This window comes from Nonomuraea sp. NPDC049141 (genome assembly GCF_040648415.1).
Taxonomy (GTDB): Bacteria; Actinomycetota; Actinomycetes; order Streptosporangiales; family Streptosporangiaceae; genus Nonomuraea.
Map to the genome: position 1 here is coordinate 687995 of NZ_JBEZDR010000003.1, position 24233 is coordinate 712227.

Sequence of the window (24233 nt, forward strand, 5' to 3'; positions counted from 1 at the left end):
CCGTTCCTAGACAGTCAACGTGAGTTGCACTGGCGTGCCCCGAACGGTGTTGGGCGCGCTGGTCTCCCGCGTTCTGGCCGCGTCCGGGCCGTCCGCATCGTGTGCGCGGTCCGGTGTGCGGTGGCGGGTTTCCTCACGCCCGGCGGCACGCCGGTCGGCCTGGGCGGTCCGATGCCCCATACGATCGCTCTGGTCATGTGGGGGCGGTGCCGTCCGTCGCCGGATCGGGTGCTGCTGGGCGCGTCGTGCGATGGCCACGGCGGCGGCGTCGTGGCGGGTGGTCTTACGGTTGTTCGAGGTGAGTGGCTTTTGCCAGTGCTGGGCTCCCCACCTGGAGGTGTAGGCGGGGTCCACGGCGATGATCGCGACGCCGGTCGCTTCGGCCATCGAGGTGAGGCGGGCGCGGAGTTTGCCGGTGGGCATGCCGGAGATGAGCTGCCGGAACCGCTTGTTGCGGCCGTGTTTCTCGCGGGTCTTGTCGGCGGCGAAGTCGAGGTCTTCGAGGGCGATCGCGGTCACCTGGCACGAGCGGGCCCAGTGCAGCAGGCGGGTCAGGGCGTGCCGGATCTGGGCGTCGCGGTGCCCGGCGGTGCCGGACAGGTCGTAGCCGAAACGGCGCGGATCACCGATCGGGTTGCCGTGCACGTCCAGCCGCCAGGCGGCCAGATGATCGGCGTTGGTGTCCACCCCGATCACCCCGTCGGCCAGCGCGGCCTGCAGCGGCATCGTTGCGGCTGGCTGATGCTGCCAGGAGGCGGTCAGATACCAGCGGCCACGCGCCACGTCCAGGTGGATGCGGTAGGCGACGGCCCGGTCGGCTTCCACCTGGCCGACCCACTGCTGCCCGCGGTGCGCGAAGCGCACCCTCGCCGCCAGCACGTACCGGCCGTGCCCGGCGTTGGCGTACGCGGCGAGCGGGGCCGGGAGCTTGATGCTCACCTGGCCGTCGGGGGTGGCGCGGATGGTCTCGTTGCCGTACCGCTTGCCCGACTCGCCGTCGGCCCGCAGGAACCACCGCTCGGCCTGCCACCGATCTCGCCATTCGGCCTCGGTGAGGTGGGCGGCGGCCAGGTGGTGCCGGGTGCGGGCGAGCCGGTTGCCGCCCCGCACCACGTGCACCCGCCCAGCCTTCCAGTTGGCGCGCTCGCGCTCCAGCCGCCCGGTCAGCACGTGCAGGCGGCGGGTTTTGGCGTGCCACTCCTGCCTGCTGCGGTAACCGCCCGGCGCCTTCTTCGAACCCTTTGCGCCGATCGGCTGAGACAGCCGGTGCGTGATCGCGGCGATGCCCGCCTCAAGGGACTGGAGGTGGGCCAACTGGCAGCGGCGGGCCAGCGCCCACTGGTCATGGCTGGCCTTGGTGACGCTACCCGCCCACCGTGACGACGACTCAGGTGTCAGCTCCCGCTTACGCGCCGCCCACCGGTTCGTGGAGTGCTCCAGCCCATCACGGCAGCGCACCGCGAGATCCCTCGAAGCCAGCACGCCCAGATGCGCGCCCACCATGCGCAGCACCTGCTCGTCCTCGGCTGTCAGGCCTTTGAGCCGGTCCCGGATCGCCACCCCGGACGGCCCGGCAGCCACGAACGACGCAGCGATCGGCCGCAACGGCTCAGCCATGCGCAGCCGCCTGCGGCACCGCGCACGCACGATCTTTCACCGGCCGGCCAGCATGTCGGCGGCCGCACCACGAGGCCAGCGCATTCACCGCGGAAGCGAACCGGTGCGTCCGCATGATCTGCACTCCCTACACATTCACCGACAGTGATCGCTAGACTACCTGAATTTAGCCTTGCCCAGGCAGAACGTTTGAGCGATACGCAGCCACTATGCGCCCCTCGCGACCTCGCCCCGCCACCACGGTCGGCATCCGGGCCAGGGCGGGGGTGATCGAGCAGTGGTAGGCGCCGATCGACACCACACCGGCATTTTGTGGCCACCCGCACGACAGGATGACCGGGCTTTGCCGCCCACCCCGACAGCTGGGTAACCTGCCGCACACGATCACTCTTCTGGTGGCGGGAAGAGGAACGGGTGTTGCGGTGGCTGGAATGTCGAGTCGGCCTGGAGGCGGCAGTACTCCGCCAGCCGCAAGGATTTATCGCCGCATCTCCGCACCCGCTCCAGGCATACTCGCGATCAGTTTTTCACGGGCGCTCGACAGACTGCGCGATCATGTGGGCATGGTCCTTGCAGTCCCCACCGAACGCCTCCCCACAGAGCCAGGTCTGATCAAGGTGTGGTTCCAGTTCGACCCTCGGGAAGACTGGCTTTCCTATGACACCGAAGGGCTCTGGGCTATGCGCTTGAGCCCGGATACCGCCCGTGTGGCGAACGTCCCATTCCTGCAGGATGGCGTCGCCGAGGGAGACGTGGTGCGCTTCATCACCGACGACGACGGTCTTCACTGGGCCTGTGGGCGGGTAGCGGCGTCGGGTAATTGCACGGTCCGGGTCCTGCCAGTACCTGATGGACCGCTGGGGCGAAGCGCGCAGGCCGTGCATGAGCGGCTGGCACCGTTCGGCTTGGGCGGGGAGTCCTTCAGCGCAGAGCTTCTCCTGGTCGCCTTCACCGTGCCGGCTGACGCAGATCTTGGACAGATAAAGGCGCTGCTGACGCGAGGCCAAGTGGATGGCTGGTGGCACTTCGAAGAGTCCTGCATCACCGACGCCTGGCGAAGCGCTTAACGGTCGATTTTGTTCGCGAGCGCTTAACGGGGGGTGACGGCGTGACGCAAAGAGCAGATTCCTACGCAGGGATTATGCTGTGTCACTCTCCGATCGGAGACGGTCCGGATGGCGCTGGTAAAGATCAATCACTCGTCTGCCTTCACCTGCTTTTCGGGCGTGTCCACAAGCGCCCATACCGCTGAACGCTCGTCGCCCGTGCGGCGAACGCCCCATTTCGCCGACAGCTCATCAACCAGCCACAGCCCCCGCCCACAGGGCTTACCGTCGTCCGGTATTCGCGGAAAAGGCACGGTGGCGGCCCCCTCGTCGAGGACCTCGATATCGATCAGGCCATCCCCAATGTCGACGACCCCGATCCGCACCCAGCCCTCGCTGGAGCGGGAGTGGACGATGGCATTCGTCACCAGCTCGCTCGTCACGAGCAGCGCGTCACCGATATTCCGGCACTCCGCAGCCGCGAGTAGCGCAGCCGTGCACCGCCGCGCCACCGAGACCGACGCGCCTACGCCGGGCAGCAAGAAGTGACCCAGGTGCCTGCACATCACAGTGCCGCCCATTGAAGGAGCTGCCAGATCTGCCGCAACTGCGCCAGAAGGGACCTCTCCATAAATGGACCACTCGCTTTTGGCCGCTCCGCTCACAGGCTCACCTCGCCGTTCAGTCGTGGGGTTGGGCTTATGACCTCGCTATCCGCGCGGCTCGCGTCGATGCGTAGCTGTATGGTGACTCACTGTATCAATGGGCGCAAGTAGATCTGCAAATTTGCAGTTCGATCCCTCGTGCACGACTCGTGATACGCACACCTGTGACATGCGGAACACTGAGAGTCACAACCGAAGGAGGGCCGGACATGGCTGGGGGACGAGGTCCCACTCTCCGCCGCCGCAGACTGGCATCGGAGCTTCGTATCCTGCGGGAGCGTGCTGGAATCACCGGCGAGCAGGCAGGCGCCGAACTCGGGTGGTCAGTAAGCAAGATCAGCCGGATCGAAACATGCCAGGTCGGTGTCAGGGCCCGCGACCTCGCGGCTCTCCTCGATCTGTACGGCGTGTCGGGCAGCAGGCGAGACGCGCTCACGGAGCTTGCACGAACCGCCGCCCTGCGCGGGTGGTGGGATACCTACGAGTCGATCCCCACGGAGTACGCCAACTACATCAGTTTGGAGTCCGAGGCCAGGACTATCCGGTGCTTCTCGCAAACCCTGATCCACGGCTTGTTGCAGACCGAGGACTACGCCCACGCGGTCATTCGGGCGGCCTTGATCCCGTTTGCGCCCGCCGCTGAGATCGACCGTCGGGTTGAGGTTCGTATGACGCGGCAGAAGATCCTCAAGCAAGATCCTCCACTGAATGTCTGGATGATCCTCGATCAGGCGGCCCTCTATCGGGTGGTCGGTGATCGAGACATCATGCGGCGACAGTGTGAGTTCTTGGTCCAACAGTGCGAGCTACCAAACGTGACTATTCAGATCCTCACGAGCGCTGTCGGAGCACACCCCGGCGGGACCACCCCTTTCTCCATCCTGGCCTTCCCTGAGGTGTACGACCCCGACGTGGTCTACATCGAGACACTGGCGAGTAGCCTGTGGATTGAGAACGACAGTGAGGTTCATCGCTACAGTCTCGCCTTTGATCAACTTCGCGCAATCGCCGTAAGCCCTGACGAGTCGGCAGAGTTGATCTCTCAGACGGCCGGCCGTCTACAGATGGAAAGAGGACCCGCGAGACATGCGCAGCAACCCGATCGACCCCGCCACCCTCACGTGGCGGAAGAGTCGGCGCAGTGACGGGGGCAATGGGTGTGTGGAAGTGGCGGTCACGGATGGCGCGCCGGCCGACGCCCCTCACAAGGCCAACCGGGGACCTCTGGTGCTCATCCGTGACAGCGAGAACCCTAACGGCCCCGTCCTGGCGTTCACTGATCTTGAGCTCAAGGCATTCTTCGGCGGCGTCAAGGACGGCGAATTCGACGACCTGATCTGACTTTCCGTATGGCAATCAGGCGCTCGTCATCACCATAAACGGCCTTTTTTGCTCCGCTCATAAGCGCCCGCTCACGCCGTCGCCTTCGTCTCCCGCCAATTCGCGGACGATCTCGCCTGCGGTGACTCGGGGAACCCCACCGTAGCGACCCGGTAGATGGCCGCGTTCGAGATTCTCCTCCTTCAAGTGGCACAGACCTGCGGTCATGTTGGTCATGACGAGGACCGCGTCCCGCTGGGACGAACGCTCGTCACGGCCACCACCGATGGATGTCCCGGACTGCCATGAGGTAGTCCTCCATCGCCTCAGGGCCCCCGAGATCTCGCGCCGCGCTGGCGAGCGCCGGTGAGCCCGGTGGGTCGCTTTCGTTGCAGCGGCCCAATGCCTCGCGGATCAGCTCGATCACCGTCGTGGCGTCCGCGCCGCGTCTGCGTGCGCGCTGTGCACGGACCAGGTACACGCGCTGGTGACGCTCACTGCTGGCTCCTGTTCGATCGTCGCGATCGGAGGGTATGCCGCATCGGCAACATTCGCGCTGTGATACGTTCGCTGTCGCCATGCGGCTCTGCGAACTGAAGGAGGTGAGACCGATCAACGCTGTGACAGGTCGGGGCTCCCTCCCTTGCATGGGCTAGGGAGCGCCCGCAAGAGGCACCCCGAAAGGCTTTGAAACGCTATGCGCTTCACTTCCCTCTCCCAGACGTCGTCGGACGGCGTCACCGAACAGTCGTTCACCGTCGGTGAGATTCCCGGTGTGCTGTGGACACCGGAACACGCCACGGGCCTCCGCCCCCTGATCCTGGTGGGGCACGGCGGCGGTCAGCACAAGAAAGCCCCCGGTATCGCGGCCCGCGTGGGCCGCCTCGCCGGTGAAGGCGGTTTCGCCGTCGTCGCGATCGACGCGCCCAACCACGGCGATCGGCCGAAAGACGAGGAATTCGTCCGGTTCATGACCGAGAACCGGGGCCGGATCGGCGCTGGCGAGGACACCGCCACAGTGGTCGCCTCCTTGCACGAGCTCATCGCTGGCCAAGCCGTCGCCGATTGGCAGGCGGTCATCACCGCGGTACAGGAACTCGACCACGTGGGTGCCGGCCCGGTCGGTTATTGGGGTGTGTCGATGGGCTGCGGGCTCGGTGTGCCGCTGCTCGCCGCGGAACCGCGGATCCGCGCTGCGGTACTGGGCCTGCTCGGCGTGCACGGGCTGGCCGAGACCGCTGCCCGGGTCACCGTCCCGGTGCAGTTCCTGCTCCAGTGGGACGACCATCTGGTGCCGCGGGACCAGGGCCTGGCGCTGTTCGACGCTCTGGCCTCGGCTGAGAAGACGCTGCACGCCAACCCCGGCAAGCATGGGGAGATCCCCGAGTTCGAGATGGACAGCTCACTGCGATTCTTCGCCCGGCACCTTGGCTAGGGCTGCTACCGCGTAGTTCGCGAACACGCCGGCCGGAAACGAAGCATCGGCCAGCGTGTTCGCGCGGGCCGGGCACGAAGCACCGGCTGGTGTGTTCGTCAGGCTTGACCCAGTACGTCGTCCAAAGGCGTCCACTCGAGCTCGTGAGCCTCGGCCACCGGTTCGCTGGTCAGGCGTCCCTCATGTGTGCTCAGCCCCAGCGCGAGCGCGCGGTCCTCGCGCATGGCCCGCGCCCAGCCCCGGTCGGCGATCGCCAGGGCGTACGGCAGCGTCACATTGGTCAGGGCGAACGTCGAGGTGTGCGGCACCGCGCCCGGCATGTTGGCCACGCAGTAGAAGATCGAGTCGTGCACCCGGTACGTCGGCTCCGCGTGGGTGGTGGGGCGGGAGTCCTCGAAGCAGCCGCCCTGGTCGATCGAGATGTCGACCAGTACGGAGCCGGGCTTCATCCGGCTGACCAGTTGATTGGTCACCAGCTTGGGCGCCTTCGCGCCGGGTATCAGGACCGCGCCTATGACCAGGTCGGCCTCGCGTACGGCCCTGTTGATCTCCAGGGTGTTGGAGGCGACCGTCTGGCAGTGGCCCTGGTAGATCATGTCGGCCTGGCGGAGTTTGTCGATGTTCCGGTCGAGGAGGACTACCTCGGCCTGCATACCGAGGGCGATGGCCGCCGCGTTCATGCCCGACACGCCGGCGCCGATCACCACGACGTGGGCCGCGCGCACGCCTGACACGCCGCCCATCAGCACGCCCCGGCCGCCTTGCGAGCGCATCAGGTGGTACGCGCCGACCTGCGGCGCGAGCCGTCCCGCGACCTCCGACATGGGGGCGAGCAGTGGGAGCGCGCCGTTCGGCGTCTGTACGGTCTCGTAGGCGACCCCGGTGACACCCGAGTCGAGCATCGCCCGGGTGCAGGCCCGGGAGGCGGCCAGGTGCAGGTAGGTGAACAGGATCTGGCCCTTGCGCATCCGGTGGTATTCCTCGGCGATCGGCTCCTTCACCTTCAGCACCAGGTCGGACCCGGCCCAGACGTCGTCGGCCCGGGCGACGATGACGGCGCCGGCCGATACGAAGTCGGCGTCGGGGATCGAGGAGCCGAGGCCCGCCTCGTGCTCGATATAGACCTGGTGGCCGTGCCGTACCAACTCGTGGACGCCCGCGGGGGTGAGTGCGACGCGGTGCTCGTTGTCCTTGACTTCGCGGGGAACGCCGACCTTCATGATTTCACCTTCTTCCGGACGGCCGGGAGGATCCATCGACAATCTGTAACGCTTCCCTCAATCTTCCCTGCTTTTTGCGGGAAGCTGAGGATTATTCGGCTGATTACCCCGCTCCCGCCTGTCCTCGATAGGCTCACCCGCAGCCCGAACGTCAGGATGGGGTCGCCAACGATGGAGATGCCGGAAGAGCCGCCACCCGCGGAGCCCGGAGAGCCCGGAGAACCCAAGGCCAGCAGATTAACCACCATCGTGTTGATCGTCTCGCTGGTCGTCTTCGTGCTCATCGCCGGAGTGCTGGGCACGGTCGCCGTCCTGATGACCAAAAGTCCCGACTCGCCGTTTCTGGGCGCCGTGCCGCCGCAGCGGCTGGCGACGCCGATCCACTTCGCGCCGGTCAGAGAGACCAAGCCGGCGCCGTGCCCGGGTGACACGGCCGTGCTCGACAAGGAGCAGACCACCTGTTACCTGCTGGAGGACGGGGTCACGGTCAACGCCGTGCAGCGGATCGAGGCGGTACGCGAGAAGGACGGCACCTATTCGGTGCGCATCGCGATCGCGCCCGCGTTCAAGCAGAAGGTGTCGGACCTCATCGACGAGCTGGTGACCGACCAGCGGCAGGTGGCGGTCGTCCTGGTGCCCAAGACCGTCCTGGCGGCGCCGATCGTCACGCAGCCCATGGACGGTGACAGCCTGAGCATCGCGGGCTTCGGCAAGGAGGAGGCCGAGGCGCTGGCCGCCAGCCTGCTCAGCACTTCACCGACCGCCGGAGCACCGGCCGATGGGGCACCGACCTCCGCCGCGCCAACGAATGGGGCGCCGACCGGTGGAGCGCCGACGGGTGGGGCGCCGACCGGTGGAGCGCCGACGGGTGGAGCGCCGACCTCGGACCCGGCCGGCACCGGGGTGCCGAACACGGGCACCACCACTACGAGCTCGCCCAACGCGGGGGCTCCGACCTCGACCTCCTCCGCCACGGACGGCCGTGCCACCTCTCCCGTCCGCGGCACCCAGAAACCCCTGGACCCGCACTACCGCAGCTGCAAGGAGGCCGTCGCCGCCGGCGACGGCCCCTACTACAAGGGCCGTCACCCCGAGTACGCCTGGTACCCCGACGTCGACAAGAACGACGTGGCCTGCAACACCGCCGACATCCGCTAGCGCTGCATTCCGCAAGTAGCAGGTCGGCCGCCATCGGCCTGCCGCGCCCCTCTCCATAGGACCATCACCCAAGTGCGGGAGAAGCGCGAGCCAGTTGCGGTGACGTGCGGAAAAGGCTCTAGCGCTGTCCCACGAGCCACTCGTCGAAGGTGGTCGGCGCGATGCGGGCACCATCGCCGGGCAGCAGTATGTTGCCCGCCATCGACGGCCCGAACAACCCCGACCACGTCGGCACGAGTTTCACCTCCAGCCCGCGCGCCTGGTTGGTGCGCCGGGCCATGTCGACGAGGTCTTGCGGCTCGGGCCCCGCGACGTCCACATAGCGCCCTCTCGGCGCGCCCACCGTGATCTCGGCCAATACGTCGGCCACGTCCGCCGGCGCGATCGGCTGAACGAGCAGTGGCGCGATGGTGGCGACGCCGTCCTGCTCGGTCCAGCTCGCCACCATCGCGGCGAAGTCGTGGAACTGCGTGGCCGGGACGATCGTCCACGGCACCGGTCCGGCGGCCACCAGGCGTTCCTGCTCCCGCTTGCCGGCATAGTGCGCGTTGCCCTCGATCTGGTCGATCCCGACGATCGAGAGCAGCACGTGGTGCCGGACGCCGGCTCGCTCCTCGGCGGCGAGCAGGTTGCGTGTGGTGGCGGTGAAGTACGCCACCGTTTCGTCCCGGTCGGCCGCGGGGCCGTTGGTGACGTCGATGAGCGCCTCCACCCCGGTGAGGGTGTCGTCGAGCCCGTCACCGGTTACGAGGTCCACGCCGAGCGAGCGGCTGATGGGTATGACATCGTGTCCCTCCCGGTCGAGGGCGGCGACGGTCAGGGAACCGATGTTCCCGGTCGCGCCGGCGACTGCGATCCGCATGGTGAGCTCTCCTTCATTCCGATACGCGCCGACCATATCTCGGACTAAACAGATCCTCAATATCCGGGTTATGCTGGGTCTCGTGAAGCTGCCAGTGAGCACCGAATGGCTGTTGCACTGCGCCACGACGCTGGCGCAGCTCGAGCCTGGGGCTACCGCGTCGGCCGCGCAGCTCGCGGATTACTACGACCTTCCCGCGCCCTATCTCGCCAAGCAGTTGCAGGCGCTCGTCAAGGCTGGGGTGTTGTCGGCGTCGACGGGCCCGCGTGGCGGGTTCCGGCTCGGGCGGCCGGCTTCCGAGATCACGCTGCTACAGATCGTGGAGGCGGTCGACGGCGCGTCCTCACCGTACGAGTGCCGCGAGATCCGCCAGCAGGGACGGGGTGCGTTGTCGCCCGAGGAGTGCCAGCGCGTCTGCATCCTCTCCGCGAAGATGCGCGAGGCGCACGACGCGTGGCGGCGCAGCCTCGACGGGGTCTCGCTGGCCGACATCCTCACCACGCTGCCCCCGACGGCGCCGGCCCGTACCCGATCACGCCTGGCGAGCACGACGCGCCCTGCGCCCTCGCGCTAGTGCCCTGGTTTTCACGTGTGGCTAGCCGAACAGCTCCTCCAGCGCGGTGATCCCGAAATAGGCCACGAAGATCAGCGAGACCACCCACAGCAGCCACGGGATCTCGTGGAACTTCCCCCGAGCCGCCTTGAGCAGCGTGTAGGAGATCACCCCGGCCCCGACCCCGTTCGTGATCGAGTACGTGAACGGCATCAGCGCGATCGTCAGGAACGCGGGTACGGCCAGCTCCGGATCGCCCCAGGGCACGTTCCTGCTCTGCGTCATCATCAGCGCCCCGACCAGCACCAGCGCGGGCGCCGCCGCGGCCGCGGGCACCATCCCGGCCAGCGGCGTGAACAGCAGGGCCAGACCCAGCAGCGCCCCGGTCACCACGCTGGCCAGCCCGGTCCGCGCACCCTCGCCCACGCCGGCGGCCGACTCCACGAAGACGGTGTTCGCCGACGCGCTGACCGTCCCGCCGACCATGCCGGCGACGCCGTCCACGGTCAGGATCGCGCCCAGGCGCGGCACCCGCCCCTGGTCGTCCACCAGCCCGGCCTCGTCGCTGACGCCGATGATCGTGCCCATCGCGTCGAAGAACCCGGACAGCACCAGCGTGAACAGCACCACGCTCGCCGTCAGCGCCCCCGCGCTCACGAATCCCCCGAACACATCGAACCGCCCCACCAGCCCGAAGTCGGGCGCGGCGACCAGTGACGCCGGCATCCGGGGGACCACCACGCCCCACGTCTTGGGGTCAATGGTGGCCAGCGAGTTCACCACGACGGCCAGCACGGCGGTCACCGCGATGCTGATGAGGATGGCCGCCGGGGTCCTGCGGACGTACAGGACGATCATCAGGAGCAGCCCGAAGCAGAACACCGTGACCGGCCAGCCCGACAGGTGCCCGGTCGCGCCGAGCTGCACGGGAGTGCCGGAGCCCGGCGCCACGAAGCCCGCGTCGACCAGCCCGATCAGCGCGATGAACAGTCCGATCCCCACGCTGATCGCGTGTTTGAGCGCCAGCGGGATCGCGTTCATGATCAGGGTGCGCAGGCCCGTCACGGCCAGGATGATGATCGCGAGACCTTCGAGGACGACCAGGCCCATCGCCTGGGCCCAGGTCATGAACGGTGCGGCCTGGTAGGCCACCACCGCGTTCAGGCCGAGCCCGGCCGCCAGCCCGAACGGCGCGTTGCCGATGAACGCCATGAGCAGCGTCGAGATGGCCGCCGCCAGCGCGGTCGAGGTGGTGAGCTGGACGATGGAGAGCCTGGCGCCGGTGATGTCATGGGCTCCGGCCAGGATGATCGGGTTGAGCAGGATGATGTAGGCCATCGCCATGAACGTGGTGACCCCGCCGCGCACCTCGCGGCCGACCGTCGTCGACCGGCCGGAGAGCTCGAAGAACCTGTCGAGCACGGCCATCCCCCCTCGCGATCAAGGGGGGATCAAGGGGGATCGCCGGATGCCCTACCCGGCCCGGAACGTGATCACGCCTCGGGCCGCCGGTACGTCATGCTTCGTGCTTGCCGCCGCCCAGCAGGGCGACGAACTCCTCCAGGCCGATCCGGCCGTCGCCGTCCTTGTCGGCGGCGTCGATGAACGCGCTGATCTCACCGTCGTCGACGCCGTGCCCGCCGAGGGCCGCGTTGACCTGCCTGATCTCGCTGGTCGACAGCAGACCGTCGCCATCGGTATCGAACCGCTCGAACTCCGCCCGGGCGGCGTCATGTGCGCTGGTCATCGGATTCCTCCCCGTAGTCAATCCGGCTGTTACAGGGCGATATCTTCGGGTCTGATGGGAACGCGCGTCAACCGCCGCCCGGTCGCCGCCCGCACCGCCGCCGCGATGGCGGGCGTGGACGAGAGCGTCGGCGGCTCACCCGCGCCACGCAGGCCGTATGGCGCGGCGGGGTCGGGATTTTCGAGGATTTTCAGCGCCATCGGCGGCATGTCGAGGATGGTGGGGATCAGGTAGTCGGTGAACGACGGGTTCAGCAGCCGCCCGTCACGCAGCTGGATCTCCTCCATCAGCGCCAGCCCGAGCCCCTGCGCCGAGCCGCCGTGGATCTGGCCCTCCAGCGCCTGCGGGTTCAGGATCCGCCCGACATCCTGTACGGCCGCCAGCTCGACCACCTTGACCAGGCCCAGCTCGACGTCCACGTCCACCACGGCCCGGTGCACGCACAGGGCGAGCTGGGTGTGCGAGTCGCCCTGCCCGGTCTCGGGGTCCATCGGGAACGTGGGCCGGTGCCGGTACTCCCGCGTCTCCTCGATCGGCCCGTACTTCTCCAGCGCCTCCCTGGCGGGCAGCCCCTCGAAGCGCGCCCGGACCGCCTCGCAGGCCGCCTTCACCGCCCCGCCGGTGACGTACGACTGCCGCGAGGCCGAGGACGAGCCCGCCGAGCCCACCGTCGTGTCGGCCGTGGCCACGGTCACATCCTCGACGCCCAGCTCGGTCCTGGCGATCTGGGCCTGGATCGTCACCAGGCCCTGACCCACCTCGGCCGCCGCGGTGTGCACGGTGACGTGCGGCTCGCCGCCGATCAGCTCGGCCCGGACCCTGGCCGTCGAGTAGTCGTCGAAGCCTTCGGAGAAGCAGATGTTCTTGATGCCGACGCCGTACCCGACGCCGCGTCGTACGGACTCGCCGTGGGTGGTCTGTGAGACGCCGCCCGGCAGTGCGCGCAGATCGGTTCCCCGGGAAGGCGGCAGGGGCATCGCGGCGAGTTCGCGGAGCATGCCGGCCAGCGGTGCGGGCGAGTCGATGATCTGACCGGTGACCAGCGACGAGCCTTGCGACACCGCGTTGCGCACCCGGATCTCGATGGGTGACAGGCCGCAGGCCTCGGCCAGGAGATCCATCTGCGACTCGTAGGCGTAGCACGCCTGCACCGCGCCGAACCCGCGCATCGCCCCGCATGGCGGGTTGTTGGTGTAGACGCCGGTGGCGTCGATCCGGACGTTCGGCACCTCGTACGGGCCGGCGCCGAGCGAGGCGGCGTTGCCGACCACGGCGGGGGAGGAGGAGCAGTACGCGCCGCCGTCGAGCAGGATGTCGGCCTTGACGTAGACGAGCTTGCCGTCGCGGGTGGCGCCGTGCTCGTAGCGCATCCAGGCGGGGTGGCGGTGTACGTGGCCGTAGAATGACTCCTCCCGGCTGTAGACGATCTTCACGGGGCGGTTCAGCCGGAGCGCCAGCATGCAGGCGTGGGCCTGCATCGACAGGTCCTCCCGGGCGCCGAACGCGCCGCCGACGCCCGACAGCGTCAGCCGTACCTTCTCCGGCGGCAGGCCCAGGCAGGGAGCGAGCTGGTCGCGGTCCACGTGCAGCCACTGGGTGGCGATGTACAGGTCCACGCCGCCGTCCTCGGCGGGGACGGCCAGGCCGGACTCGGGACCGAGGAACGCCTGGTCCTGCATGCCGACCTCGTATTCGGCCGTCACCACGACGTCCGCCTCGAAGGTGTCACCCACCCGCACCGGCTGGCGCCGGACGAAATCCCGGGACTCACGCGGGTCCGTCACGGCGGGGCGGGGCTCGTACTCGACCACGATCGCCGCGGCGGCCCTGCGCGCGGTCTCGGGGTGGTCGGCGCCCACCAGCGCGACCGGTTCGCCCTGGTAGCGGACCTGGTCGATGGCGAGCACGGGCTGGTCCTTCAGCTCCAGGCCGTAGAACTTCTCGCCGGGCACGTCCTCGTGCGTCAGCACCGTGAACACCCCGGGGATCGCCAGCGCGGGCCCGACGTCGATCGACCGGATCCACGCCGAGGCGTGCGGGCTGCGCAGTGTCGCGCCCCACACCATGCCGTCGAGCCACAGGTCGGAGGCGTACGCGAACTCGCCCGTCACCTTCAGCGTCGCGTCGGGCCGCCGGGCGCTCTCGCCCACGCCCAGGGACCCGAGCTGCCGCGTCAGGCTGTCCGTTTCGGTCATCCTCCGAGTAGAGCACCGGCGTGCGGGCGGTCCTATGCGTGTGACGTTAAATCGAGGTCAGAGCTTGCCCGATCGACTTGTATATTCCTCCAAGTGCGCATCAGTGACCTGCTGGCCATCGGCGAGCTGCGTCTCAGACTCCTGACCGGCGACCCGGCCACGGAGTTCACCGGCGTGCACATCACCGACCTGCCCGAGCCCGGACGTTACCTGTCGGGCGGGGAGCTGGTGCTGACGGGGATGATGTGGCGCGGCACACCGGACGACGCGGCCCGCTTCGTCGCCGCGCTGGTCGAGGCCGGGGTGGCCGCGCTCGGGGCGGGCCAGGCGTGGCTCGGCCACATTCCGGCCGACGTCGTGGCGGCGTGCGCGGCGGCCGGGCTGACGCTCATCGAGGTGCCCACCGAGGTCTCCTTCCGTACGGTCGCCGAGCTCGTCGTGCCCCGCCTGTCCGGCGACGTGCGCGACGCGCTCGGCCGCCACCGCCGGCTGCTCGCCGCCGTCGCCGAGGGCGCCGCGCTGCCGGAGCTGTTCGCGCTGACCGCGGCCGAGCTCGGCGTCACGGGCTCCGTCGTCTCAGCCGCCGGCCAGGTGATCGTGGGTTCCATCGAGGATCCGGTACGGCCGGCCCGTGCGTACCTGACGGCGTCCCGGCTGCCCTGTCTCGTCGGCGAGCACACGATCTTCGGCGTCGGGCGCGGCGACCGGGCCGCGGGCTGGGTGCTGGTCTGCGACGGCGACCTGCTGGACCGGCCCGACCTCGGCTACGAGCTGGCGGACTGCGTCGCGGTCGAGCGCAGCCGGATGGAGGAGGGCCGCCGGGTCGAACGGCGGCTGGCCGCGCAGCTTCTCACGGCCGCGCTGGCGGAGGCGGGGCTGGCCGAGCTGGACGCCAGGCTCCGCACCTGCGGGCTGGACGCCGCCGAGCCGTACGCGATCGTGAACGTGACCGTCCTGCCGGCGGGCAGGCCGGGCGAGCCGGACCCGGTGGGCGGGACGGACGCGGCGGAGCTGGGCGGGCAGGTGGTGGAGGAGCTGCTGGGCCGCGAGGTCGTCGCGGCGGTACGGCCGGACGGGGCGGTGGCGCTGGTGCCGTTGCGGGGCTCGACGGTGAGCGGGGTGGCCGGGCGGTTGCGCGCCGGGGTGGAGGTGCTCTCCGCGCTGCCCGGCACGCGGGTCTGCGTCGGATTGAGCGGTGCGCTCACCGGTGCGGCGGCCGTGAAGGGCGGGGCCGGGGAGGCCGGGCACGCCAGGCGGCTGGCGGAGGCGCGGGGTGGCGGCGTGGTGACCAGCGACGAGATCTACACCCACGCCCTGCTGCTGGCCACCACCCCTGGCGATGTGCGGCGCTCGTTCGCCGACCGGCTGCTCGCCCCACTGCTCGACTATGACGGGCGGCACCAGTCCGAGCTGGTGCGGACGCTCAGCACGTTCCTCGACTGCGCGGGCTCGTGGAACGCGTGCGCCGAGCGGATGCACGTGCACGTCAACACGGTGCGCTATCGGATCAGACGGGTGGAGGACCTGACCGGCCGCGATCTGTCGACGATGACAGACCGGGTCGACTTCTTCCTGGCGCTCAGGGCTGGTTGACGATCGGACGCCCTGCGTGGGGGGTGGGCGCGCTCGGGCGGGGAGTTCCAGGTGCTGCGGACGTGGCGATCACGACGAGCGGCAGCGGCGTGAGACGCGGCGGCGCAGTGACGATGTGCTGCGATCACGTGGTCGGCGTCGACCTAGCAACAATCGATGACACCGTAGGGGCTGTTAGGAGACGTACTGGCATCTGCGGTCGTAGCATTGGTGGTTGCGACCAGTACGGTCGCAATCAGGGCAGCAAGTGCTGACAAGATAAGACGCGTGCGCATCTAGGGCTCCCTCGCCAATATGTGTTATGCGTTTGTCATCATCCCAAGGAGCGGCAACTGTGACCACATCGGACCTGGTCGGACTCCGTATTAAGACAGTTCGGCGACAGCGTGGCCTGTCACAGGCGCAGCTCGCGCACCCTGAGCTATCGGACAGTTACGTCTCCTTGATCGAGAGTGGCAAGCGTACCCCGACTCCCGCCGTTCTTGAGCTGCTGGCTCAGAAGCTGGACTGCTCGCTCTCCTATCTGGTCAATGGTGTGACCGCCGAACAGATGGAGGACATCGAGCTCGCTCTCGGCTATGCCCGGCTGGCCCTGGAGAACGGTGAGGTCTCTGAGGCGCGTACACGCTTCGCCGAGCTTATGGCGAACAATAACCTGACAGGTCTCACGTCGCTCCGTCAAGACACCGAATTCGGACTGGCCCTGGCCACCGAGGCCTGCGGCGACCACGCCGGGGCCATCGCCCTCCTCGACCGGCTGAACGGCGAGGACATCTCGCCTGACCGTCGCATCGAGGTGTCCATCGCGCTGTGCCGGGTCTATAAGACGAGCGACAGGCTGACCGAGGCCGTCAAGATCGGGGAAGGCATCCTGAGCGGGCCGACCCGGCCGGCCTGGTCCGATCTGATCATCGAGCTGGGCGCCTCTCTGCTGGGTGCCTACGTGGGGCGCGGCGACCTGCTGCGCGCCCGCCAGTTCGCCGCCGAACTGCTGAACGCGGCCGACCTGCTCGGCACACCGAGGTCGATGGTCGCCGCGTGCTGGAACGCCGCCATCGTGGCCGAGACCACCGGGCACGGCGAGGAGGCTCTCGGCTTCGCGGAGCGCGCTCTCGCCGTCCAGTCCGAGACCGGCCAGCCGCGCAATCTCGCCAGAATGCGCCAGGCGTACGCGGCACTGATGCTCAGGGCCCGGCCGTCGGCCGCCAAGGAGGCCCGCCAACTGCTCATCAAGGCGGACCAGGAGCTGGCCCAGTCCTCCTCCAGCACGGCCGACCGCGCCAGCTGCCTGGTGGAGCTGGCCCGCGCCGAGATCCTCGACGGAAACTACGAGCAGGCGCTCAGGTACGCGCGGACCGGTGCCGAACTGCAGCCCGAGACCGCCAAGACCCTCGGCGCCGAGCTGCGCCTCGTACTCAGCCGCACCTACGGCGGCCTCGCCAGATTCGGCGAGGCGCGGCACGAGGTCGACATCGTGCGCCGGTGGATCAGCCCGCTGCCGGACTCCCGCAGCGTCGCCGCCACCTGGTACGCCGCCGCCGAGACCATGGAGCAGCTGGGTGACTCCGACGGTGCCGTGGAGGCCTACCAGCGAGCCCTGGCCTGCGCCGGCCTGTAGCGAGGTCGGGACCGGGCGGCGACCTCGGTAGCCTTGGGGGTGTCATGAAGAGATCCCCGTTCGCGGCTCTTACCGCGCTTCTCGCCGCCCTGGTCCTGCTGGGCACCGCAGGACCGGCTCTGGCCCACGACGCTCTCAAGAGCAGCGACCCGGCCAAGGACGCCACGGTCGAGTCCATCGACAAGGTCAGGCTCGAGTTCACCTCCCCCGTACGCATACCGGTCGTGATCGTGCGCGGCCCCGGCGGCACCGCGTACCAGAGTGGCGATCCCCACGCCGGCGGCAAGGTGGTGACGCAGGAGCTGGAGGGCACGCTGCCCAACGGGAAGTACACGATCGCCTACCGCGTCGTCTCCTCCGACGGTCACCCGATCGAGGGGGAGATCCCGTTCACGGTCAAGGGGGCGCCGTCGCCTTCCGCGAGCGCGGAGTCGCAGGCGCCCGTCACCCAGGCGCCGGCTTCCGCGGCGCCTTCCCAAGCGGCCTCGCAGGCCCCGGCCTCGCAGGCGTCGGCCGACCGGGCGGTGGCCGTGGAGTCCGCGACCTCGGCGTCGTTCCCCGTGTGGCTGCTCATCGTGGTCGGCGCGCTCGTCGGCGTCGGCATCGGCTTCCTGTTCAGCGCGCGGAAGAAGCCGCCCGCGGACAAGAAGAAGCCGTGACCAGGGCCGCGCGCCTAGCGCTCGCGGCGGTGGGGGCGGCGCTCGTCGCCCTGGTGATCGCCATGGTCGCCGGCGGCGCGGCGTTCCCCCGGATCATCCCCGGCCTGCCCGACGCCGGCCCGATCACCCGATGGGGGCTGCCGGTCTCCAAGCTGTGGATGGACGCGGCGGGCGTGGTCACCATCGGCCTGCTGCTGGCCGCGGCCGCGCTGCTGCCCAACGACAAGGGCCTGCTCGGCAAGACCGCGCTCGGCTACGTCAAGGCCGCATCCTGGAGCGCGCTGTCCTGGGCCGCCGCCGCGTTCGCCGCGATCGTGTTCGGGGCGGCCGACTTCTTTGCCCGCCCGGTCACCGAGGTCTTCGAGTCCAACTACCTGACCGGCTTCGCCACCCAGTACAGCCAGGGCATCTCGCTCACGCTCGTGGTGCTGTTCGGGGTGGCCATCGCGCTGTTCTCGCGGGGCGCCATCACCGCCGGGGCCGCGGCGGGCCTGCTGGTGCTCGCACTGGCCACACTGCTGCCCCCGGCGCTCACCGGTCACTCCTCCTCCTCGCCCAACCACGACCTGGCCACCTCGGGGCTGTCGCTGCACCTGCTCGCGCTGTCGCTGTGGGTGGGCGGCCTCGCCGTGGTGGCGCTGCACGCCGTACGGAAGCTGCCGCAGCTGGAGATCGCCGCGGCCAGGTTCTCCAGGCTCGCCCTGTGGTGCTACATCGGGGTCGGCGTGTCCGGGGTGTTCAGCGTGCTGGCCCGGCTGACCGCCGTCTCCGACCTCTGGACGTCGGCGTACGGCGTGCTGATCGTGGCGAAGATCATCGCGTTCGTCCTGCTCGGCTACGTGGGCTGGTGGCACCGGCAGCGCACCCTGGGCGGGCTCGCCGCGGGCCGCCACGGCGCGTTCACCCGGCTGGCCGGTGGCGAGCTCCTGCTCATGTCCGCCACCATGGGCCTGGCCGTCGTGCTCTCGCGCACCGCGCCGCCGCCGGTCAGCCTGCCCGCCGACCGGGCCTTCGACCTGCTCGGCTTCCCGATGCCGCCGCCGATCACGCTCGGCAACCTGGCCTCGCTCTGGTGGCTCGACCTGTTCTTCGCGGTGGTCGCCGCCGCCCTGGCCGGCCTCTACGCGGCCGGGGTCATCAGGCTGATGCGGCGCGGCGACCACTGGTCGTGGGGCCGCACCTCCGCCTGGTTCAGCGGGGTGGCGCTGCTGGTCGTGGCCACCCAGAGCGGTGTGGCCCGCTACGCCAAGGTCATGTTCGACGTGCACATGGTCGAGCACATGACGCTGTCCATGGTCGTGCCCATCCTGCTGGTTCTCGGCGGTCCCGTCACGCTGGCGCTGCGTGCGCTCAGGCCGGCCGCCAAGCGCGGCGACCGGGGGCCGCGTGAGTGGCTGACGACGATCCTGCACAGCGGGTTCGTCAAGGTGGTCGGCCATCCGGCCATCGCGACGGCCATCTTCATCGCCTCGACGTACGCGCTGTACTTCACGCCGCTGTTCGAGTCGGCCATGGAGGAGCATCTCGGGCACATCTTCATGACCCTGCACTTCCTGCTCAGTGGCTCGCTGTTCTTCTGGACGATCATCGGCGTCGATCCGGCTCCGCACCGCCTGCCGTACGTGGGCAAGTTGCTGGTGCTCTTCGTCACGATGCCCTTCCACGCGTTCTTCGGCATCGCGCTGATGATGACCGGCACCGTGATGGCCTCCGGCTGGTACGACCAGCTCGGCCGTACGTGGGGCGGGCCGCTGCTGGAGGATCAGCAGAACGGCGGCGCGATCGCGTGGGGGTTCGGCGAGATCCCGACCCTGATGGTGCTGCTGGCGATAGCCCTGCAGTGGTACCAGGACGACGAGCGGCAGGCGCGGCGGGCCGACCGCAAGGCCGATCGCACCGGCAAGGGCGACCCCGAACTCGACTCCTACAACGACTACCTCGCCAAGCTCAATCGTGGTGACAGCGGCTCATAGCCGTTCGGCCATGGCCTTCTATCCTCACCCGCACGTAACCGAACCGCCGGGTAGCCTTGCTCGCAGGGGAGACGGGCATAACCTCATGAGCTGTGTGCGTAAGCCTGGAGGGGGATTGCGCGCACGCGCATGGGACATCGGCATGGGGGCCGATGAGGCGCCCATGCGCTCAGAGAGGCGATAAGAGTTGTCGAAAGAGACGCGCATGCGCGGGGGGCAAAGCCTGGCGGAGGCGCTGGAGACCTACTTGGCGGAGTGGTCGGAGCGCACGGGCATCGCCGTCGAGACCTGGGCGCTGCCCTCGACCGACGTGCCGTCGCGCATCGCGGCGGGCGTCCTGGCCGCCACGCGCGAGGCACTCAGCAACGTCGAGACCCACAGCGGCGCGAGACTCGTCTCCGTTGCGGTGACCTCGGGCGCGAGCGGCCTGCGGATGACGATCCGTGACCACGGCGAGGGCTTCGCCACGCTCAGGGCGGGTCGCGGGATCGCGCGGATGCGGGCCACGTTCACCGAACTGGGCGGCAGCCTGTCGGTCACCGGCACGCAGGGGGAGGGCACCACCGTCAGCGGCGTGGTGCCTAGGCGAGGGTGAGGATCTCGCTGCCCGTGTCGGTCACCACGAGCGTGTGCTCGAACTGGGCCGTGCGCTTGCGGTCCTTGGTCACCGCGGTCCACTTGTCGGGCCAGATGTCGTAGTCGATCGTGCCCAGCGTCAGCATCGGCTCGATCGTGAACGTCATGCCCGGCACCAGCTCGACCTTCAGCGACGGGTCGTCGTAGTGCGGCACCATCAGGCCCGAGTGGAAGGTGGTGCCGATGCCGTGCCCGGTGAAGTCGCGCACCACGCCGTAGCCGAACCGCTTGGCGTACGCCTCGATGACCCGCCCCACCACGTTGAGCTGCCGGCCCGGCGCGACCGCCTTGATCGCCCGCATCATCGCCTCGCGCGTGCGCTCGACCAGCAGCCGCGACTCCTCGTCGACGTCGCCCACCAGGTAGGTCGCGTCGGTGTCGCCGTGGACGCCGCCGATGTAGGCGGTGATGTCGACGTTGACGATGTCGCCGTCACGCAGCACGGTGTCGTCGGGGATGCCGTGGCAGATCACCTCGTTGATCGAGGTGCACAGCGACTTGGGGTAGCCCTTGTAGCCGAGCGTGCTCGGGTAGGCGCCGTGGTCGACGAGGAACTCGTGGCCGATCCGGTCCAGCTCGTCGGTCGTGACACCGGGCTGAGCGTGCTTGCCGACCTCCTCGAGCGCCTGCGCCGCGATCCGGCCGGCCACCCTCATCCGCTCGATCGTCTCCGGGGTCTTGACGTCGGACTCGCCGGTCTGGGGGCGCTTCTTGCCGACGTACTCCGGCCGCTGGATGTGCGCGGGAACCTTTCGGATGGGCGAAACTCGCCCTGGCTGGAGCAATGTCGTCATGAAAGGCAAGTCTACGGGGCAGGATTGATCCTGTGAGCGATGGCCAGTGGTGGTTCTGCCTCAAGCACATGCGCGTCGAGCCCGACCAGGGCTGCCCGAACAAGGACCGCATGGGCCCCTACGAGAGCGAGCAGGAGGCAGCCGGCGCCTTGAAGCGCGCCTCCGACCGCAACAAGGCGTGGGACGAGGCCGACGGGGACGACGACTAGGCTGACGATCTCCGCAGCTCCTGGCATCGGTGGACCTGAGGGCCGATGTCAGGCTTTGTGCTGCCCGCTTCCGGTCGGCTGAGACCGATTCCCTGTGACTCCAATTCGTTGCATCGGACAAACGCGCCCAAAATAAACCAGCCCTTTAACGGACAAATGCTTATGCAGCCCGCATAAGGCCATGGTTTAAAACGCCGACGGCGATTAGCCGAAAAATTCTGGACTGGTCATCGGCGGAGGGCGTGAGATATAAAGTCCAAGGCAACGAAAGGGGGGCACGGCTCCGATGTAAAAATTGAATTGTTTTCGCATCGCCGGCCGGCGGTCCGGAGCTCCAGATGGGGATGGCAATGGACCGCGGTGAAAACCACAAAAAGAGGGATGGCTAATTCCATGAAGACGAACACGCGAGTGGCCTCGGTCGCACTCATGCTCGGCCTCTTCGGCTCCGCGCTGGTGGGTGGCGCCTCCATGGCGCAGGCCACCGGCGGCTACTCCTGCTCCAACGGCCTCGCCAACGTCGTCACCTGCAACAACACGGTCGCCGGGATCCCAGTGAAGCTCAACATCACCGGCAACCGGGCTCTCGACGGCAACGAGATCGGCATCCTCCAGAACAACCTCAACAAGACCACGGTGAACTTCGCGGTCATCAAGGACTCGGTGTTCAACACCTACTCCACGTTCAGCCCGACGGTCATCATCAAGAAGATCAACATCTGTATCGCGTCCACCTGCAAATAACTCACGACCGGGCTCGGATGGGAGCCCGGAAGTGATGGGGCGCAGAGAATAGTAAGGCTACGGCGGGCCGCTGACCGGGCGGCGGCTCGCCGTAGTCTGCTTTTCAGGTCATTCTTTATTGCCGAGCCTTTCTTAATAGACGTTTCGGCGTCTACCTGTTGGTCCAGGCCCCGTGCGGCCACCGCATGATCTTCAGCGGTGGCCGTCCCTGCGTTGGCGGGCCCTCCAAGGCGATCGATGTAAAAGTTTCTAGACATGAGGTCAAAGATTTGCTACCTTCGAGATGTCAAAGATTCTGTACATCGAGGAGGCTTCATCATGAAGGCGATCGCCCAGGACGTCTACGGCTCGGCCGAGGTCCTCCAGTTACGCGAGGTGGACCAGCCGTCGATCGGAGCGGACCAGGTGCTGGTCCAGGTGCGTGCCGCCGGGGTGGACCCGGGCGTGTGGATCTGCATGACCGGCCGGCCGTACGGGGCGCGGGTCGCGTTCGGGCTGACCAAGCCCAAGGTGGCGGTGCGCGGCCGGGCGCTGGCCGGGGTGGTGGTGGCGGTCGGCTCCGGCGTGCGGCGGTTCCAGCCCGGTGACGAGGTGTACGGCACCAGCTCGGCCGGCACGTTCGCCGAATACGCCGCCGCCGTGAGCGGGCGGCTCGCGCCCAAGCCGCCCAGACTGTCGTTCGAGCAGGCCGCGGCGGTGCCCATCTCCGGGGTGACCGCGCTGGAGTGCGTCCGCGACGGCGGCCGGGTGCGGGCGGGGCAGAAGGTGATGGTTATCGGCGCGGCCGGCGGCATCGGGTCGTTCGCGGTGCAGATCGCCAAGGCGGCCGGCGCGAGGGTGACCGGCGTGTGCGGCGCCGGCAAGGTGGACCTGGTGCGCTCGCTCGGCGCCGACGAGGTCATCGACTACACCCGCGAGGAGGTCGACCGCGACGGGCCGAGCCACGACGTGATCATCGACCTCGCCGGGTGCCGCTCGCTGTCGCTGCTGCGGCGCGCCCTGACCCCGCGCGGGACGCTGGTGCTGGCCGGCGGCGGGCATGACGCCGGCGGACTGCTCGGTGGCTACACCCGCCAGTTGCGCGCGCCCCTGGTCTCGATGTTCACCAGTCAGCACCTGCGCGGCCTGGCCTCCAAGGAACGCGCCCAGGAACTGGAGGAGCTCGCGCAGCTGATCGAGTCCGGCGCGGTCACCCCGGTGATCGGCCGCACCTACCCCCTCGCCGACGCCGCGGACGCGATCCGTTACCTCGCCGAAGGCCACCCCACCGGGAAGATCGTCATCACCATGGACCCTATGGGAGCACCGCGTACGCCCTGACCGGGAACGTCCCCATGCCCGCCACCATCGGCGGCGCGGCGTGGAAGCGGAAGCCCTCATCCGGCAGCGCCGCGAGACCGGTCAGGTGCTCGACCAGCGGGATGCCCGCCCGGAGCAGCACCGAGTGGGCCGGACGCGGGCCGCGCGACGGGGTGTCGTCGATGTTCAGCGAGTCGATGCCGACCAGCGCCGCGCCCTGCTCGGCCAGCCAGGCCGCCGACTCGGGCGCGAGATAGGGGTGCCGGTGCTGATACTCGTCGGTGCCGAAGTGCCGGTCCCACCCGGTATGGATCAGCACGGCCCGGCCGCGTACGTCCAGCCCCTCGTCGAGGACGACCTGCCTGACCCCCTCGGCGCGCACCACCAGTCCCGGCAGGTCGGCGAGCTTGCTCAGCGGGACCTGTGACAGGTCCTGGCCGTCGGCGTAGCGGTGGTGCGGGGTGTCCAGATAGGTGCCGGTGTTGGCGGCCAGCGTGATCATCCCGATGTGGAACTCGGTGCCCGGCTCGTAGACCTCGCGCGAGGCCTCCCTGCTGAGGTGCGTGCCGACCACCGGCCCAGGGATGCCCGGGTACGTCACCATGCCGTCGGTGATGCGGTGGCTGAGTTCGACGATCATTTGGCTATTCCGATCTTGACGAGCTTGTAGAGGGCCATGGCGCCGATCAGGGCCCAGACCAGGTTCAGGCCGGCCGAGGGCCAGGCGGCGTTGCAGGCGCTGTTGACCATCAGGCCGATCGAGCCGGCCAGGTTGACGAGCTGGTAGGGGGTGCCGTCGCTGGACATCCGGGCCGCGGTGATCATGGCGTACCCGAACAGGAGTAACCCGGCGCCCAGCCAGCCGATCACGTCAACGAGGAAGCTCATGC

General features: G+C 68.8%; 24 protein-coding genes. 14 read left to right on the plus strand and 10 right to left on the minus strand.

The annotated features are described in order from the left end of the window. Positions 1 to 6 precede the first annotated feature (6 nt). Positions 7 to 1617 carry an IS200/IS605 family accessory protein TnpB-related protein gene (locus tag AB0B91_RS11590; protein WP_358318209.1) on the minus strand — a complete coding sequence of 537 codons (1611 nt, stop codon included), beginning with the start codon at positions 1615 to 1617 and terminating at the stop codon, positions 7 to 9. Between the two features lie 563 nt (positions 1618 to 2180). On the opposite strand from AB0B91_RS11590, the gene AB0B91_RS11595 reads away from it, so the two are divergent. Next, on the plus strand, positions 2181 to 2684 hold the full coding sequence (locus AB0B91_RS11595) for a DUF4265 domain-containing protein (protein ID WP_358318210.1): 504 nt from the start codon (positions 2181 to 2183) through the stop codon (positions 2682 to 2684). A 128-nt stretch (positions 2685 to 2812) separates the two neighbouring features. Here AB0B91_RS11595 and AB0B91_RS11600 read toward each other — a convergent pair whose 3' ends face one another. Then, complete coding sequence (locus AB0B91_RS11600; protein WP_358318211.1) at positions 2813 to 3244, minus strand: ATP-binding protein; 432 nt, start codon at positions 3242 to 3244, stop codon at positions 2813 to 2815. 293 nt (positions 3245 to 3537) lie between these two features. Here AB0B91_RS11600 and AB0B91_RS11605 point away from each other — a divergent pair, with 293 nt between their 5' ends. From AB0B91_RS11605 to AB0B91_RS11615, 3 genes are all read left to right on the plus strand, one after another. Further along, positions 3538 to 4473, plus strand: a complete 936-nt coding sequence (locus AB0B91_RS11605) for a helix-turn-helix transcriptional regulator (RefSeq protein ID WP_358318212.1) — start codon at positions 3538 to 3540, stop codon at positions 4471 to 4473. A 16-nt stretch (positions 4474 to 4489) separates the two neighbouring features. Then, positions 4490 to 4669, plus strand: coding sequence for a DUF397 domain-containing protein (locus AB0B91_RS11610; RefSeq protein ID WP_358318213.1), 180 nt, complete (start codon positions 4490 to 4492; stop codon positions 4667 to 4669). 676 nt (positions 4670 to 5345) lie between these two features. Beyond that, a complete protein-coding gene (locus tag AB0B91_RS11615) occupies positions 5346 to 6083 on the plus strand; it encodes an alpha/beta hydrolase (RefSeq protein ID WP_358318214.1) in 738 nt (245 codons plus the stop codon). A gap of 98 nt (positions 6084 to 6181) precedes the next feature. Here the strand turns inward: AB0B91_RS11615 and ald are convergent, their stop codons facing one another. Next, complete coding sequence (ald, locus tag AB0B91_RS11620) at positions 6182 to 7303, minus strand: alanine dehydrogenase (RefSeq protein WP_358318215.1); 1122 nt, start codon at positions 7301 to 7303, stop codon at positions 6182 to 6184. 171 nt (positions 7304 to 7474) lie between these two features. On the opposite strand from ald, the gene AB0B91_RS11625 reads away from it, so the two are divergent. Next, a complete protein-coding gene (locus AB0B91_RS11625; RefSeq protein ID WP_358318216.1) occupies positions 7475 to 8461 on the plus strand; it encodes an excalibur calcium-binding domain-containing protein in 987 nt (328 codons plus the stop codon). A gap of 118 nt (positions 8462 to 8579) precedes the next feature. On the opposite strand, the gene AB0B91_RS11630 is transcribed toward AB0B91_RS11625, so the two are convergent. Beyond that, positions 8580 to 9323, minus strand: coding sequence for an NAD(P)H-binding protein (locus AB0B91_RS11630; protein ID WP_358318217.1), 744 nt, complete (start codon positions 9321 to 9323; stop codon positions 8580 to 8582). Positions 9324 to 9405: 82 nt separating this feature from the next. Here AB0B91_RS11630 and AB0B91_RS11635 point away from each other — a divergent pair, with 82 nt between their 5' ends. Further along, on the plus strand, positions 9406 to 9897 hold the full coding sequence (locus AB0B91_RS11635; RefSeq protein ID WP_358318218.1) for an Rrf2 family transcriptional regulator: 492 nt from the start codon (positions 9406 to 9408) through the stop codon (positions 9895 to 9897). Between the two features lie 21 nt (positions 9898 to 9918). On the opposite strand, the gene AB0B91_RS11640 is transcribed toward AB0B91_RS11635, so the two are convergent. The 3 genes from AB0B91_RS11640 to AB0B91_RS11650 all read right to left on the minus strand — a co-directional run bounded on the left by AB0B91_RS11640 (position 9919) and on the right by AB0B91_RS11650 (position 13818). Continuing rightward, the gene (locus tag AB0B91_RS11640; protein ID WP_358318219.1) at positions 9919 to 11304 is read right to left on the minus strand and encodes an NCS2 family permease; all 1386 of its coding nucleotides are present in this window, start codon (positions 11302 to 11304) and stop codon (positions 9919 to 9921) included. A gap of 88 nt (positions 11305 to 11392) precedes the next feature. Beyond that, a complete protein-coding gene (locus AB0B91_RS11645; protein WP_358318220.1) occupies positions 11393 to 11623 on the minus strand; it encodes an EF-hand domain-containing protein in 231 nt (76 codons plus the stop codon). 29 nt (positions 11624 to 11652) lie between these two features. Continuing rightward, entirely contained in the window at positions 11653 to 13818 is a 2166-nt protein-coding gene (locus AB0B91_RS11650) for a molybdopterin cofactor-binding domain-containing protein (RefSeq protein WP_358318221.1), read from the minus strand. Positions 13819 to 13911: 93 nt separating this feature from the next. Between AB0B91_RS11650 and AB0B91_RS11655 the strand changes: the two genes are divergently transcribed. The 5 genes from AB0B91_RS11655 (at position 13912) to AB0B91_RS11675 (ending at position 20256) form a co-directional block, all read left to right on the plus strand. Next, positions 13912 to 15411, plus strand: coding sequence for a helix-turn-helix domain-containing protein (locus AB0B91_RS11655; protein WP_358318222.1), 1500 nt, complete (start codon positions 13912 to 13914; stop codon positions 15409 to 15411). Positions 15412 to 15745: 334 nt separating this feature from the next. Further along, entirely contained in the window at positions 15746 to 17029 is a 1284-nt protein-coding gene (locus tag AB0B91_RS11660; protein WP_358318223.1) for a helix-turn-helix transcriptional regulator, read from the plus strand. A gap of 44 nt (positions 17030 to 17073) precedes the next feature. Next, on the plus strand, positions 17074 to 17688 hold the full coding sequence (locus tag AB0B91_RS11665) for a copper resistance CopC family protein (RefSeq protein ID WP_358318224.1): 615 nt from the start codon (positions 17074 to 17076) through the stop codon (positions 17686 to 17688). Further along, positions 17685 to 19661 carry a bifunctional copper resistance protein CopD/cytochrome c oxidase assembly protein gene (locus AB0B91_RS11670; protein ID WP_358318225.1) on the plus strand — a complete coding sequence of 659 codons (1977 nt, stop codon included), beginning with the start codon at positions 17685 to 17687 and terminating at the stop codon, positions 19659 to 19661. The genes AB0B91_RS11665 and AB0B91_RS11670 overlap by 4 nt, the downstream gene beginning before the upstream one ends. A 205-nt stretch (positions 19662 to 19866) precedes the next feature. Continuing rightward, positions 19867 to 20256 carry a hypothetical protein gene (locus AB0B91_RS11675; RefSeq protein WP_358318226.1) on the plus strand — a complete coding sequence of 130 codons (390 nt, stop codon included), beginning with the start codon at positions 19867 to 19869 and terminating at the stop codon, positions 20254 to 20256. Here AB0B91_RS11675 and map read toward each other — a convergent pair. After that, positions 20243 to 21091, minus strand: a complete 849-nt coding sequence (gene map, locus AB0B91_RS11680; protein ID WP_358318227.1) for a type I methionyl aminopeptidase — start codon at positions 21089 to 21091, stop codon at positions 20243 to 20245. The two genes, AB0B91_RS11675 and map, sit on opposite strands and share 14 nt — an antisense overlap. 32 nt (positions 21092 to 21123) lie before the next feature. On the opposite strand from map, the gene AB0B91_RS11685 reads away from it, so the two are divergent. From AB0B91_RS11685 to AB0B91_RS11695, 3 genes are all read left to right on the plus strand, one after another. Next, complete coding sequence (locus tag AB0B91_RS11685; protein WP_214637972.1) at positions 21124 to 21300, plus strand: hypothetical protein; 177 nt, start codon at positions 21124 to 21126, stop codon at positions 21298 to 21300. A gap of 393 nt (positions 21301 to 21693) precedes the next feature. Next, positions 21694 to 22044, plus strand: a complete 351-nt coding sequence (locus tag AB0B91_RS11690; RefSeq protein WP_358318228.1) for a hypothetical protein — start codon at positions 21694 to 21696, stop codon at positions 22042 to 22044. Between the two features lie 318 nt (positions 22045 to 22362). Continuing rightward, positions 22363 to 23364: an NAD(P)-dependent alcohol dehydrogenase gene (locus tag AB0B91_RS11695; RefSeq protein ID WP_358318229.1), complete on the plus strand. Its 1002-nt coding sequence runs from the start codon at positions 22363 to 22365 to the stop codon at positions 23362 to 23364. Here the strand turns inward: AB0B91_RS11695 and AB0B91_RS11700 are convergent. Both AB0B91_RS11700 and AB0B91_RS11705 read right to left on the minus strand, forming a co-directional pair. Then, positions 23339 to 23983, minus strand: coding sequence for a cyclase family protein (locus tag AB0B91_RS11700; protein ID WP_358318230.1), 645 nt, complete (start codon positions 23981 to 23983; stop codon positions 23339 to 23341). The genes AB0B91_RS11695 and AB0B91_RS11700 overlap by 26 nt on opposite strands. Then, positions 23980 to 24231, minus strand: a complete 252-nt coding sequence (locus tag AB0B91_RS11705; protein WP_358318231.1) for a hypothetical protein — start codon at positions 24229 to 24231, stop codon at positions 23980 to 23982. Before AB0B91_RS11705 ends, AB0B91_RS11700 begins: the two co-directional genes overlap by 4 nt. Positions 24232 to 24233 lie beyond the last annotated feature (2 nt).